Annotated in this window: 12 protein-coding genes; 10 read left to right on the forward strand and 2 right to left on the reverse strand. The window is 56.5% G+C overall.

The features are described 5' to 3' along the window. Nucleotides 1-143: 143 nt before the first annotated feature. Together ACESSO_RS05395 and ACESSO_RS05400 are read right to left on the reverse strand one after the other, a co-directional pair. Nucleotides 144-1,301 carry an iron-containing alcohol dehydrogenase gene (locus tag ACESSO_RS05395; protein ID WP_373164033.1) on the reverse strand — a complete coding sequence of 386 codons (1,158 nt, stop codon included), beginning with the start codon at nucleotides 1,299-1,301 and terminating at the stop codon, nucleotides 144-146. Between the two features lie 1,265 nt (nucleotides 1,302-2,566). Beyond that, on the reverse strand, nucleotides 2,567-3,250 hold the full coding sequence (locus ACESSO_RS05400; protein WP_373164034.1) for a ClpP family protease: 684 nt from the start codon (nucleotides 3,248-3,250) through the stop codon (nucleotides 2,567-2,569). A 344-nt stretch (nucleotides 3,251-3,594) separates the two neighbouring features. On the opposite strand from ACESSO_RS05400, the gene ACESSO_RS05405 reads away from it, so the two are divergent. The 10 genes from ACESSO_RS05405 (at nucleotide 3,595) to ACESSO_RS05450 (ending at nucleotide 13,755) form a co-directional block, all read left to right on the forward strand. After that, nucleotides 3,595-4,113, forward strand: coding sequence for a peptidylprolyl isomerase (locus ACESSO_RS05405; RefSeq protein ID WP_373164035.1), 519 nt, complete (start codon nucleotides 3,595-3,597; stop codon nucleotides 4,111-4,113). Between the two features lie 21 nt (nucleotides 4,114-4,134). Beyond that, complete coding sequence (locus ACESSO_RS05410; RefSeq protein ID WP_373164036.1) at nucleotides 4,135-4,872, forward strand: hypothetical protein; 738 nt, start codon at nucleotides 4,135-4,137, stop codon at nucleotides 4,870-4,872. 229 nt (nucleotides 4,873-5,101) lie between these two features. Next, nucleotides 5,102-6,463 carry an esterase/lipase family protein gene (locus ACESSO_RS05415; protein WP_373164037.1) on the forward strand — a complete coding sequence of 454 codons (1,362 nt, stop codon included), beginning with the start codon at nucleotides 5,102-5,104 and terminating at the stop codon, nucleotides 6,461-6,463. A gap of 190 nt (nucleotides 6,464-6,653) precedes the next feature. Then, complete coding sequence (locus tag ACESSO_RS05420) at nucleotides 6,654-8,582, forward strand: ABC-F family ATP-binding cassette domain-containing protein (RefSeq protein WP_373164038.1); 1,929 nt, start codon at nucleotides 6,654-6,656, stop codon at nucleotides 8,580-8,582. Further along, nucleotides 8,579-9,361 carry a YdcF family protein gene (locus ACESSO_RS05425; protein ID WP_373164039.1) on the forward strand — a complete coding sequence of 261 codons (783 nt, stop codon included), beginning with the start codon at nucleotides 8,579-8,581 and terminating at the stop codon, nucleotides 9,359-9,361. Before ACESSO_RS05420 ends, ACESSO_RS05425 begins: the two co-directional genes overlap by 4 nt. 16 nt (nucleotides 9,362-9,377) lie before the next feature. Next, nucleotides 9,378-10,442: a peptide chain release factor 1 gene (prfA, locus tag ACESSO_RS05430; RefSeq protein WP_373164040.1), complete on the forward strand. Its 1,065-nt coding sequence runs from the start codon at nucleotides 9,378-9,380 to the stop codon at nucleotides 10,440-10,442. 26 nt (nucleotides 10,443-10,468) lie between these two features. Continuing rightward, complete coding sequence (locus tag ACESSO_RS05435) at nucleotides 10,469-10,684, forward strand: hypothetical protein (protein WP_373164041.1); 216 nt, start codon at nucleotides 10,469-10,471, stop codon at nucleotides 10,682-10,684. 24 nt (nucleotides 10,685-10,708) lie between these two features. Continuing rightward, entirely contained in the window at nucleotides 10,709-11,737 is a 1,029-nt protein-coding gene (locus ACESSO_RS05440; RefSeq protein ID WP_373164043.1) for an L-threonylcarbamoyladenylate synthase, read from the forward strand. 29 nt (nucleotides 11,738-11,766) lie between these two features. Next, on the forward strand, nucleotides 11,767-12,357 hold the full coding sequence (gene coaE / locus ACESSO_RS05445) for a dephospho-CoA kinase (protein WP_373164044.1): 591 nt from the start codon (nucleotides 11,767-11,769) through the stop codon (nucleotides 12,355-12,357). Between the two features lie 3 nt (nucleotides 12,358-12,360). Continuing rightward, nucleotides 12,361-13,755 carry an aminopeptidase gene (locus ACESSO_RS05450; RefSeq protein ID WP_373164045.1) on the forward strand — a complete coding sequence of 465 codons (1,395 nt, stop codon included), beginning with the start codon at nucleotides 12,361-12,363 and terminating at the stop codon, nucleotides 13,753-13,755. The last annotated feature ends 68 nt before the right edge of the window (nucleotides 13,756-13,823 follow it).

The raw sequence follows: 13,823 nt of genomic DNA on the forward strand, positions 1-13,823 counted from the left end.
TCATCAAACGCCCAGCTTAGCCGAGCGTTTGATATAAGAAAGGGGCAAAGTTTCGCGTGTCGGAACTTTGCTCCGCTTCGGACATATCCGCGGCAGCGTCGCAGTGTGTCTTGCTCGATCCAACCTGCACGGTTCGATCGAATTTATTTATAGCTTTCCTCCAAAATGCCGATAATATCCTCGCGCGAAAGCGGGCGCGGGTCGACGCGGAACAGACCGCCCATCGTGTCGGTGGCGTTGTCCGCAATTTTGCCGAAGTCCTCCGGCTGCACACCATAGCCCGACAGGCGCAGCTCACTGACGTTGCAGTGCTTTTGCAGCGCGGCAAGCGCCGTGATGAAGTCCTCCGGCTTGTGCGCATCCGTGTGGCCCAGCGCACGGGCGATGGCAACCAGTTTGTCGCCCGAGGACTCGAAAAAGCGGCTCCAGTAGGCTTTGGAAATCATAATCAGACCGGCGCCGTGCGGCAGTGCCGGATGGAACGCGCTCAGCGCATGCTCGATGGCGTGCTCGCCCGTGCAGCTGGACAGCGTTTCAACAAAGCCTGCCAAGGTGTTCGCCAGCGCAACATCGGCACGTGCGTCGGCGTTGCCGCCTTCGTGTACGGCAGTCGCAAGAGAACGGCCGATCAATTCAATTGCCTTGAGCGAGAACATTTCGCTGATAGGCGAGGCAGTGGTGGCGATATAGCCCTCCGCCGCGTGGAAAAATGCGTCGAAGCCCTGATAGGCGGTCAGGTGGGGCGGAACGGTCATCATAAAGTCGGGATCGACAATCGAGATGGTCGGGAAGCATTTCTCACCGCCCCCGCCGATTTTCTCTTCGCCGTTGGTGATCACCGTGAACGGGTCGGCTTCCGTGCCTGTGCCTGCGGTGGTCGGAATTGCAACGATCGGCAGGCCGGCCTTGGCGATGCGCTTGCCGCCGCCCGTGCCGCCATGGATGTAATCCCACCAGTCGCCCTCGTTTGTGGCCATGATAGCGACTGCTTTGGCCGTATCAATGGAGGATCCGCCGCCCAGCCCTACGACAAACGCGATGTTTTCCGCGCGGCACAGTGCAGCGCATTCGCGCACACCCTCGATAGTCGGGTTGGGCTGCACTTTGTTGTAAACCATGGTTTCGTGTCCGGCTTCCGCCAGCGCGTCGGCTACCTTGGCCACATAGCCTAAACGAGTGGTGGAAGTGCCGCCGGTGATAATCAGGCCGCGGCCTTCCGGCAGACGGGCGCGCGTCAGTTTTTGAACCGAGCCGCGTCCGAAAAACAGACGGGTCGGCATGTAAAAGCTAAAGATATCCATTATACTTGTGCCTCCTTTGAAAAAAGGGAGTCAAAATGACCCCCAAAGCAGCGTTTCTTTACTATATTCCGTGTGGGGCGTAAAACACACCCAACAATACCATTATAGCAAATTTGCTGGTCCTTGAAAAGAGAGAAAACGCTGAAAGAAAGTAATTTCTTTCGTGCAAAATGACCATGAAAAAACATAAAATAACGCTTGACGTTGTGCAATGTTGATGATATTATAATGTCACAGAAAAGATAAGGGCAAACACCAGAGGGAAAGTAAAGCAGGGGCTTTACAAAAAGGCGAAACCCATTCTTATTCTGAGAGGACTGGCGTAAAGCCAAATACGACCGGAGAAAGAGGTGAGTCCAATGGTAACAGAAGAGACGTCCTATTCGTTCGCGGGACTCGCCGCGACGCTGTAACCGAAACGATCAAGGTGATAGCTATAAAAATGAGCGAGTTCCAGACAATCAAAACGAACCGCCTGAAAAGCGCGATCGACTTCTGAATGAAGTAAGGAACGGCACCTTTGAGGAAGCTATCCTCGTGATATCCATCCGTGAAACATACTGACGATGCAAGTGGATCGAGGCAGCAGGAAAGTAAGGTTCGAGCATGAAAGAACCCTGAATTTGATGCGTTGGCGAATGAAAAAGAATCCGTGACGATGCCTGCAAAACCAAAAATAGTGCGCATCCAATGGCCGATGGGCATACTGATGAGTATGATGCCGCAAAAGCGAGCCAGAGCACAAGATTGAGATGATATCAAAACTTGCTGAAAGTGGTTCGGGTAAGCAGGAACAGAATCGAACGATAGCCCGCCGAGTAAGAGACGCGTCGAAAAATTGAGATAGAGTTCCCGAATGTAAGAAAGGTTAGCGACGAAAAGTATTTATTACCAAACGAACCGCAGTCGGGCGACTCCCGTGAACGATAGGATATAAGTTCCTGTAAAAGGCAGGAAAGAGAAGCAGTCAACCGAAGATATCAAATTGTATCGTGCAAACCGGGCTTTTGGTTTTCAGCATATGGGGGCAAAAGCATCGCCGGTCAAAATGGATAGCTTCACAAAACTGCGAGAAACGGAGCGGAGCATGGTTTCATTCCGATGCAGATGGCGGACGCCATGGCAGGGTAACGGAAGGGGAACAAAAAAGAATCCGTCCGTGCAGAAAAAATAAATACAGCGGGAAATATCCTGCTGGGAAAAGAGAATCTATGGAAATCTGGAAGTAAAAGGCCTCGTCTGGTGACGGGGCCTTTGTTATTGCGTCAGGATTCGGGTGTTTTGCCAATCATGTCATACAGTGCGTTGAGCGCGTCGGACAGCGTGCCGACGGCATCGATAAGACCAATATCTACTGCTTGCCTGCCTGAAATGACCGTGCCGACATCTGCGGTCAGCTGACCGGTTTCCCGCATGAGCTGCTGCAGGCATTGTGCGGAAATGTGAGAGTGCCCGGTGATGAAATCCACAATCCTTTCCTGAATCTTGGAAAGATATTCAAAGGCCTGCGGCACGGCAATAATCGTGCCGTTCATGCGCACAGGATGAATAGTCATGGCTGCTGAAGCTGCAATAAAGCTCTTTTTGGCCGCGACTGCCAGCGGCACACCAATCGAGTGTCCGCCGCCTAACACGAGCGAGACGGTCGGCTTGGTCATCCCTGCAATCAGCTCGGCAATGGCAAGGCCCGCTTCCACATCACCGCCCACCGTGTTAAGCAGAATGAGCATGCCGTCAATTTCCTCAGCCTGTTCCACAGCGGTGATCTGCGGAATAAGATGTTCGTATTTGGTTGTTTTGTTTTGTGCAGGCAGCTCCATATGCCCTTCGATTTGGCCGACAATGGTGATGCAGTGTACCGTGCCGCGTGAAGTCTTGGCTGTGATGGAACCGGTCTCGGCAATGTTGTTTTCCTCCGGTGCTTGAATGGTTGGATTTTCCTCCGCCATAATGCTCCTCCTTTTATGCACAAGCGTTCTCGAATTCAGTTTGCCGCGTTGCGCGTCGGATTATCCCCTGATGGTTCTTTCCACAGGCTTTATTACAATCTGTAAACGGCTTCCCCGCGGAATTGGGGATGGTTGTGGGGTCAATTACTGAAAGTTATCCACTTTGTACACAGGGTTATCCCCAAAGGGCCTGTGGAAAGACCTGTGCATAAAGTGGATTTCTTGACTGCTGTGTGGAAAATACATGCATAGAGTTTCATTATGGAAACATTGCTTGCCGTTTTGCGGGAAATTTGTTACAATACACATATATGCTTAAAATCGTAATAATGGAGTGATATATCATGAGCAACCCGATTGTTACAATCGAAATGGAGCAGGGTGGCGTGATTCGCGCAGAGCTCTATCCTGAGGTCGCCCCTAATACGGTCCGCAATTTCATTTCCCTGATTCAAAAGGGCTTTTATAACGGTACGATTTTCCACCGCGTCATTCCGGGCTTTATGATCCAGGGCGGCGACCCGGAAGGCACCGGCATGGGCGGACCGGGGTATGAGATTCGCGGCGAATTTACCGCAAACGGTTTCCAGAACGACTTGAACCACACCCGCGGCGTGCTTTCCATGGCGCGCACGATGGCGCCGGACTCTGCCGGCAGCCAGTTCTTTATCATGACGGAGGATTCTCCCCATCTGGATGGCCAATACGCTTCTTTCGGAATGGTTATCGAAGGTATGGATGTAGTGGACGGCATTGTGAATGCACCGCGCGACTGGCATGACCGTCCCCGTCAGGAACAGAAGATGAAAACCGTCACGGTGGATACCATGGGCGTGGAGTACGAGCAGCCAGAGACCCTGTAAGCAGAAAGAAGGGGAACGGTATTGTATTATACCAATAAAGAGATTTTTGTCCTGTCCTCAGTCGGTTGTATGGACACCGAACCGGACGGGCTGGAATCCATCCTCGCCGGAAATGAAGAGGGAGCGAAGGGCTGCTGCCTGTCGGTCGATATGACCGCGGACGGCATTGCAGTGCTCTCGTCGGATGGCTATTGTGTGGCGGCGGACGGCACGCAGATGAGCATTGCCGATTTCAGCTATGCGGAGCTGCATCAGGTGGCGCCGCAGCTCATTCCGGCCGGACAGGCCATCGAGCTGGCGCGCACCTGTCAGGCAAAGATTGCGATAACGGTACATAACCAGACACTGCTGCCGCAGCTGCGTATGACGCTGCGCCACGTAAACTATCTGGACGATACAATTTTTGTCGGTCTGGGATTGGTGGAGGCGGCACGTATCGCAGTGGCCAATCCGGATCTGCACATTATGGGTGAGCTGCCCGCGCTGCCGGATAACATCGACGCATTGGTGCAAGCGGCGCAGACGACCGGCTTGTTTGGCATACGCGCCGCAGCTGGGGATTTGACGCCGCGATTGATCGACGCCTGCAAGCAGGCGGGTCTGTTCACGATGAGCCTGCCGACCAATAACGAGCGCACGCTGGCTGGGCTGATTCACAGCGGGGTCAACTTTATCGAAACCGGGCGACCGGACATCACCGCCATGCTGCTGCCGGCGGGTGAGTCCGAGCCGCATCAGATCCCGATAATGCGATACTAAGCGGTTTCGATCGAATCGCACGGATTCGATCGAGCGGATGCACCGCGCAGTGGCGCGGATGCGTCCAAAGCTGCGCAAAATTCCGACGTGCTTTGCACGCGAAACTTTGCTTCGCACCTGTATCAAAGTCGAGGCACATGTCCTCGGCTTTGATGAAAAGAACCGCCATTTGGCGGTTCTTATTTGCTTTATGCCGTACTTTGCGGCGCGATGCAAGGGGGAGTGAGAAATGAAATATGTCACACGGCTGCTGCGTGTGTTAGTGGTGTGCTGTCTGGCCAATTACCTGCTGGTGTGCACCGCGGTGCTGCCGCTGTCCGGCCTGTCGGCTGTCATTGTGCTGCTCGCGCTGCTGGTGGGCTATCTGGTGATTCATATCCGGCCGTGCAACGCGCCGGGCGCGACGCGACGCTTGCGCACGCTGCTCGGCGGCTATGAGCTGCTGGTGGTGGCGCTTTGGTCTATCGTTGCGACCGGCGTGCTGTGGCTGGCGCTGTATAAAACCGGGCGGCTGGCCGGCCGCATGCCGGGCCTGCCCGCATGGGTGCCGGTCGTAATCGACCTGCTGATCTGGCTGATCGTAATGGGGCTGCTGATGCTGAACGGCTTTCTGCGCGTGCTGATTACCTGCAACCGGCTGCGCATCGTCTGGCGTGTGCTGCTGCTGGTGTGCTGGTGGGTGCCGGTGTTCAACCTGTACCTGTTCTACCATGTGCTGCACGCGGCGCGCAGCGAGTACTATTTCGGTTTGGGGCGTCTCGAGCGTGAAGCCGTCCACGCGGAAAACAAGGACTGCCGCACGAAATACCCGATCATGCTGGTGCACGGCATCTTTTTCCGCGACTGGCAGCTTGTTAACTACTGGGGACGCATCCCGCAGGCACTGCAAAAATGCGGCGCAACGCTCTACTATGGCGGGCAGCAGTCTGCCGCATCCGTGGCCGTGTCGGCGGCTGAGCTGAAAGCGCACGTCGAAGCTGTGCTGGCCGAGACCGGCGCGGAAAAGCTCAACCTGATCGCGCACTCCAAGGGCGGACTGGACAGCCGCTATGCGATCTCGCGTCTGGGTCTTGCACCCTATATCGCTTCGCTGACCACGATCAACACCCCGCATCGTGGCTGTGTGTTTGCTCAGCATCTGCTGGAGACGTTGCCAAAGAGCGTGCTCAGCTGGATGGAGCGTCGGTATAACGCGGTGTTCCATGTGCTTGGCGATGAAGAGCCGGATTTTATGGGCGGTGTGCGCGACCTTGCGGCTGACGCCTGCGCCGCGTTCAACGAGCAAACGCCCGACGCGGACGGCGTCTATTATCAGAGCGTGATGAGCACCATGCGCAGCCCGAAAAGTGCGGGCTTTCCGCTCAACCTGACCTGGCGGCTGGTCAACCGCTATGACCGGCAGGAAAACGACGGTCTGGTCGCGCGCAGCTCAGCTGAATGGGGGCATTTTCTCGGCAACCTGACCGTGCCGGGCCGCCGAGGCATTTCGCACGGCGACGTGATTGACCTGATGCGCGAGGATATTGCGGGCTTTGACGTGCGCGAGTTCTACATCGAACTGGTGCACGGGCTGAAAAAGCGCGGGCTGTGACGCAGCTTTCCAGCGGCGCAGATGAGAACCGGACAATCTTCGGAAAAGAGCCGCTTGGATGCGGCTCTTTTCTGTTTTGTGCGTGTTGCGGCTTGAATCGGGTGCGCAATGGTGCTTTTAGGGTTTTCTGTAAGGCAAAAACGTGTTATAATATTTCTGATTATCAATCAACCGAAAGGAGCCGCATGACGTGGCTGATATTTCCGTACAAAATCTGACCAAATACTACGGCGACAAGCTGATTTTACAGAATATTTCCTTTGACATCCAGCCGGGAGAAAAGGTGGCGATTCTTGGTGCAAACGGCGCGGGCAAGACAACGCTGCTGAACGTCCTGACCGGCCGCTTGCCTTACGACGGCGGACATGTGTCTTTCGGACAGGGGAAAACCGCGGGTGTGATCGACCAGATGCCGGATTTCCCGCCGGAATCCACGGTCGAGGACGTGTTGCGCCTTGCCTTCCGTGAGTCGGATGAGGTTGCCGCCGCGATGGACGAGCTGACCGACGAGATGACCCGCCGCCCGGATGACGCCTCGCTGCTCAAGCGGTATGCGCAGCTGGAAACCCGTCTGGAAATTCTGGGCGGCTATAACCGGGATTACGAAATTGACCGTGTATGCAACGGTCTGGATATTCCCGAGGCAATGCGTGCGCAGCAGTTTGCGCTGCTGTCCGGCGGCGAAAAGACGCGCATCAACCTTGCGCGTATCATTTTAGAGCAAACCGATATCCTGCTGCTTGACGAGCCGACCAACCATTTGGATATGCAGGCGGTGGACTGGCTTGGGGAATACCTCGAGAATTATCGCGGTACTGTTATGATTATTTCCCACGACCGCTGGTTTATTGATCAGTGCTGCGACCGCGTTATCGAGATTCACGACTGCACCTGCGATTTTTATAACGGCAACTACTCGTATTACGCGGTCGAGCGGGAGCGCCGCCGGGAAGAGCAGCTCAAGCACCATGAGCATGAGCTGGCCGAGAAAAAGCGTCTCGAGGCGACCGCCCGTGCCATGCACGAACACGGCACCGAGCATCTTGCCAAGCGTGCGGCGTCCATCGAGAAGCGCATTGCGCGCATGAAAGTAACCGACCGGCCCAAGACCGAAAAGAAAATGACCGTCACCTTTGGCGACCCGAACTACGAGACGGAAGAAGTCCTCAAGGTCAAAGATATTACAAAGAGTTATGATGGACGGGAAATATTACACGATATCAGCTTCAACATCCGCAACCGCGAAAAGGTCGCACTGCTCGGTGCGAACGGCGCGGGCAAAACCACGCTGCTCAAGATTCTGCTGGGCGAGGAAACCCCGGATAACGGCGTGATTCGCAAGGGCGTGGGGCTGCGCCCCGCCTATCTGCCGCAACAGGTGCACTTTGCCAATCCGCATCGCAACCTGATTGACACGCTGATTTATGATAAGAATGTGTCGATGCAGGTGGCGCGCAACCGGCTGGGATCGTTCCAGTTTACGGGTGAGCAGCAGATGAAAACTGTGGAAATGCTGTCCGGCGGCGAAAAAAGCCGTCTGCGGCTGTGCGAGCTGATGTATGATCCGCTCAATTTCCTCATCCTTGACGAGCCGACCAACCATTTGGATTTGGCCAGCCGCGAATGGATTGAGGAAGCGGTGGAGGCATTCGACGGCACGCTGCTGTTCGTTTCGCATGACCGCTACTTTGTCGAGCGGTTTGCCACGCGCGTGCTGTATCTGGAGGATGGGCGGCTCATCGACTTTATCGGCTCATACTCCGATTTTCTGAAATACCGTGAAAAAGGGGAAAAGCCGGATAATCCCGCGCCTGTCCCGGCACCAAAGCGCAAAAAGCCCGATGTCCCGACGCTGGACGACGTTCCCCGCCCGCCGGAAAAGCCAAAGCGCACGGGCGGCACGAAAAATCTGCAAAAACAGCTCAACACTCTGGAGCGGGAGATTTCCCAGCTCGAACAGCAGTCGGCCGAACTGGAACAGCAGATGATTGAGGCCTCGTCCGACTCGGCGCGGCTGTTAGAACTCATGACCGAAAAGGAAGCATGCGATGAGTCGCTTGCCGCCAAGATGGACGAATGGGAGGCCGTCGCAGCCGAATTGGAGGAGTTACAGCAATGATCGAACGCAAAATCTGGCTGACGCTCGCGGCGGTGTTCGCCGTGGGCGGTGTGATACAGCTGCCGTGGGTGCCGTCTCGCTTTGGCGCAGCGTTCTTCCTCGCACTCGCTGTCGGCTGCGCGGGAATGTGGCTGGTGCTGCGCGGGCAGGAGGCGTTCCGTGCCTGCCGCGTACTGGCGGTACTTGGGCGCGTGCTGTTCGTTTTGTTTGTCCTGTCGTTTGCGGCCATTCAGATTTTCGTGATTCAGGCAGGTATGCGGACGGAGCAAGTCGATACGCAGGCGGATTACTACATTGTGCTCGGTGCGTTGGTCAATCCGGACGGACAGCCGTCCGCCGCGCTCGCCGCGCGATGTGACACCGCGGCAGAGCTGCTGGCCGCCAATCCGGACAGTAAAGCGGTGCTGTGCGGCGGGCAGGGCGGCAACGAGCCGTGCACCGAGGCGGATTCCATGTTTGCGTATCTGACCGAGCGCAAGGGGATTGACCCTGCACGTCTGCTGCGCGAGGATGCGTCCACCAATACGATAGAAAATCTGGAAAATGCACGCGCGCTGATTGAAACAGCGGATGCGCGTGACCATACCGATTATGTTGCTGCGGTTATCACCAGTGACTATCATTTGGCGCGCGCCAAAATACTGATGCGCCGCGCGGGCTATGAGGAGGGACTGGGCGTACCCGCGCCCACGCCTTATCCCGGTCAGTGGGTTGCGGTGCGCTGCCGGGAATACTGCTCAATCCTTGGGCTGATGCTGACCGGCCGTTGGACGGCCTGAGGGGAAGGAGAAACGCATGTTTGAAAAAGTAAAGGGATTGTGCCAGCGCATGGATGAACTGGAAGCTCGCCTGTCCGAGCCGGGGCTGTACGACGACCCTGACCGTGCGGCAAAGCTGCTCAAGGAGCGCAATGAACTGGAACCGATTGTCATGACCTATCGCTCCTATGAGCAGGCACAGCAGACGATTGTGGATGCGACCGAAATGCTGTCCGACCCGGACATGAAGGAGCTGGCGCAGGAGGAGCTGCACGCGGCCAAGGCGGAGGAAAAGCGGCTGGAGGATGAACTGAAGATTCTGCTGCTGCCCAAAGACCCGAATGATGACAAAAATATTTTCGTGGAAATACGCGGCGGCGCGGGTGGGGAGGAAAGCGCGCTGTTTGCGGCTGATTTGTACCGCATGTACACGATGTATGCGGATAAGCGCGGCTGGCAGACCGAGGTGATGAGTGCGTCCGAGACTGAACTGGGCGGCTATAAGGAAATTGTGTTCCGCGTGGCGGGCGATAAGGTGTATTCGCGGCTCAAGTTTGAAAGTGGCGTCCATCGTGTGCAGCGCGTGCCCGAAACCGAGAGTCAGGGCCGCGTTCACACCTCGACCACAACGGTTGCAGTGCTGCCCGAAGCGGAAGAGGTCGACTTTTACCTCGACCCGAACGACCTGCGCATTGACACCTTTCGTTCATCAGGCGCGGGCGGTCAGCATATCAATAAAACATCCTCGGCCATTCGCGTCACCCACATTCCGACCGGCACGGTCGTCGAATGTCAGGATGAGCGCAGCCAGCACAAGAACAAGGACAAAGCGCTGCGCGTGCTGCGCAGCCGTCTGTATGAGGCCGAGGTGGAAAAACAGCAGGCCGCTATTGCCGCCGACCGCAAAAGTCAGGTCGGCACGGGCGACCGCTCGGAGCGTATCCGCACCTACAATTTTCCGGAAAACCGCGTATCCGATCACCGCATTAAGCTGACGCTCTATAAGCTCGACCAGTTCTTAAACGGCGATATGGATGAGATTCTGGATGCGCTCATTGCAGCGGACACCGCCGAAAAGCTGAAGGCACAGAGCGAAGCCTGACCCCTCTCGAAAGGAGAACCTGTACTATGAATGAACTTTCTGCACTCATGCAGTCCGCGCCGTGGCTTTGGATTGGCATTGCACTGGTTGTTATCAATCTGGTGTTGTTTGTGCTTAAGGTTACCAAAAAACTTATTCTGCTTGCCATCGGCGCTGTGTTGGTGGCAGTCGGCATTTATACCGGCGTGATTGAGACCCTGGATGTATTGCTGGCGCTGCCAATGCTGTATTTAGGATTATAAAACCCACATGGAAGTGAAATAAACATGAAAACAATTATGCTCTCCCCACAAAAAGACAAAAATGCGATAAAAACGGCAGCTGACTTGATTTTGCAGGGCGAAGTGGTGGGCATGCCCACAGAAACGGTCTATGGACTTGCTGCCAATGCCTTAAATGGGGAAGCGGTGGCAAAAATCTTTCGCGCAAAGGGCCGTCCGCAGGATAACCCGCTCATCGTGCATATCGCAGACTTCGAGCAGATTTACGACCTGTGTCCGGCGGTGCCGTCACAGGCGAAGCTGCTGGCCGAGGCGTTCTGGCCCGGCCCGCTGACCGTGATTGTGCCAAAGGGAGACTGCATTCCGAATGAGGTTTCGTGCGGGTTGGAAACGGTCGGCATCCGCCTGCCGTCGCATCCGCTGGCGCGCGCGCTCATCCGCGCGGCAGGCGTGCCGCTTGCTGCACCGTCGGCCAATACGTCCGGCCGGCCGTCCACTACGACGGCTGAGCACGTGCTGCGCGACATGGACGGCCGCATCGCCGCGATTTTGGACGGCGGACCGTGCGGCGTGGGCGTGGAGTCCACGGTTGTGACGCTCGCGCTCTATAAACCGCGTTTGCTACGGCCGGGCGGCGTGACGCTTGAGCAGCTTGAAACCGTGCTGGGGGAGGTCGAGGTCGACCGCGCGCTGTACGAGAAAATCGGGGACGATGTTAAGGTGTCCGCGCCGGGCATGAAATACCGGCACTATGCGCCCAAAGCACCTGTGACGGTGGTACGCGGTGACCCACAAAAGACGGCAAAATACATTGCAGAACAGATATCCGGACCCACCGGCGTTCTTTGCTTTGATGAATACGGAGATAATTTCCCCACTTGCGTAGTCGAGCGCTTCGGTTCGCAGAACGACCTCGCTGCGCAGGCGCGCGAGGTGTTTGATCGGCTCCGCGCGTTTGACGATACGGACGTGCAGCAGATCTGGGCGCAGTGCCCGTCCGACGAGGGCTTGGGCCTTGCGGTTGCCAATCGTATCAAAAAGGCCGCGGGCTTTCATGTGATCGAACTGGACTGACTGCATAACCCGCAAAGGAAGGTGGAAAAATGAGAATCATCGGCCTGACCGGCGGCAGCGGTACGGGAAAAGGGACGTTTGCCGCGCTGCTGCGGGATAAGGGTGCGGGCTGGGTAGACGCGGACGCGGTTTATCGGACTTTGTGCGCGGACAACCGCGAGATGCTCGCTGCGTTGGACGCGGCGTTTGGTGGCGTGCTGGACGAGACTGGCGCGCTCGACCGCCCAAAACTTGCGCGTATTGTGTTCGCCGACCCGGTAAAACTGCAAAAACTAAATGAAATTACCCTGCCTTACATTCGTGCAGCGTCCCTTGATGCGATGCGTAATCAGGGAGGCTGTCCGTTTGTGCTGTACGATGCGCCGACCCTGTTTGAGGCAGGAGTGGACGACCTGTGCGAGTGTACCATCGGCGTGCTGGCGGACACCGAAGTACGCGTGCAGCGCATTATGGCGCGCGACGGTTTGGACGAGCAGGCGGCACGTGCCCGCATCGGCGCGCAGCCGGACGCGGACTTTTATCGCGCGCGGTGCAATTACATTGTGGAAAACAACGGCGACCTTGCCGATTTGCAGCGACAGGCCGACGCGATTTTTAAAGATTTACGCAAAGGAGACTGACTTATGACTTCCGAACAACTGTTTTATGACAAAAAACCGGGATTTGACCGCCTGACCGGCAGTGACAAACGCGGCATGCAGACCTATGCCGAGGAATACAAGGCATTCCTTGACGAGTCCAAGACCGAGCGCGACGCGGTCAAAGAAATGGTGCGCATGGCCGAGGCCAAGGGTTTTCGCGCTTGGACGCGCGATGACACGGTCAAGCCCGGCGATAAGCTCTATCAGGTCAACCGCGACAAGGGCATCATGCTCGCCGTTATCGGCAAAAAAGGCATGTCGGAGGGTGTGCGCCTGACCGCCGCGCATCTCGACGCGCCGCGCGTGGACATCCGCACCATCCCCTTGTATGAGGACGGCGGCATGGCGTTTTTTAAAACGCATTACTATGGCGGCATCAAGAAATACCAGTGGACGGCGATTCCGCTTGAGCTGCGCGGCGTGGTGTGCGTGTGCCACAATGGGCAGATGAAAAAGGTTGAGGTGCGCGTGGGTGACAAGCCGGACGACCCGAAATTCGTCATCACCGATCTGCTGCCGCATCTTGCCTCTGAGCAGATGACCAAAAAAGCGACCGAAATCGTTAAGGGCGAGGGCCTGAATGTCCTCATTGGCTCAGTGCCGAGCGAAACGGTGGACGAAAAGTGCAGCGAGAAGATTAAACTGGCCATCATGGAGCATTTAAACCGTCAGTACGGTATGGTGGAAGCGGATTTCCTGTCCGCAGAGCTGTGCTGCGTGCCCGCGTTCAAGGCGTGCGATATCGGCTTTGACCGCTCATTTGTCGGCTCGTATGGCCATGACGACCGCGTCTGCTCGTATACCGCAGCGACCGCGCTGCTCGACTTGAAAGCGACGCCGACCCACACCTGCGTATGCCTGCTGGTGGACAAGGAGGAGACCGGATCGGACGGTGTAACCGGCATGCAGTCGCGTGCATTCGACACCTTCATGGCCGACCTGTGCCGTGCGCAGGACGCGTTGCTCGAAGAGTGCTATGAAAACTCGGTCTGCCTGTCCGCCGATGTGTGCAATGCGTTTGACCCCAACTATCCGGAGGTTTCGGAAAAGCGCAACGATGCCAAGGCTAACTGCGGCTTTGCGCTGGTCAAGTACACGGGCGCGCGCGGCAAGTCCGGTACGTCGGACGCGACTGCGGAGCTGATGGCTCGTATCCGCTGCATTTTCGACAAGGCGGATGTCATCTGGCAGACCGGCCAGCTCGGCAAGGTCGATCAGGGCGGCGGCGGCACGGTTGCGATGTATCTGGCCAACCGCAACATCGACACGGTGGATGCCGGTGTGCCCGTACTATCGATGCATGCACCGTTTGAAGTGATTGCAAAGCTCGACCTGTATATGGCGTACAAGGGCTTCGGCGCGTTCTACAAGGACTGAACCTAAGGAAAGTAACAATTTGGTGACAAAAGGGCGGCTTTTGCCGCCCTTCATTACGTCTATGTTAC

Source organism: Agathobaculum sp. Marseille-P7918, from assembly GCF_964248325.1.
In the GTDB taxonomy this organism is placed as follows: domain Bacteria; phylum Bacillota; class Clostridia; order Oscillospirales; family Butyricicoccaceae; genus Agathobaculum.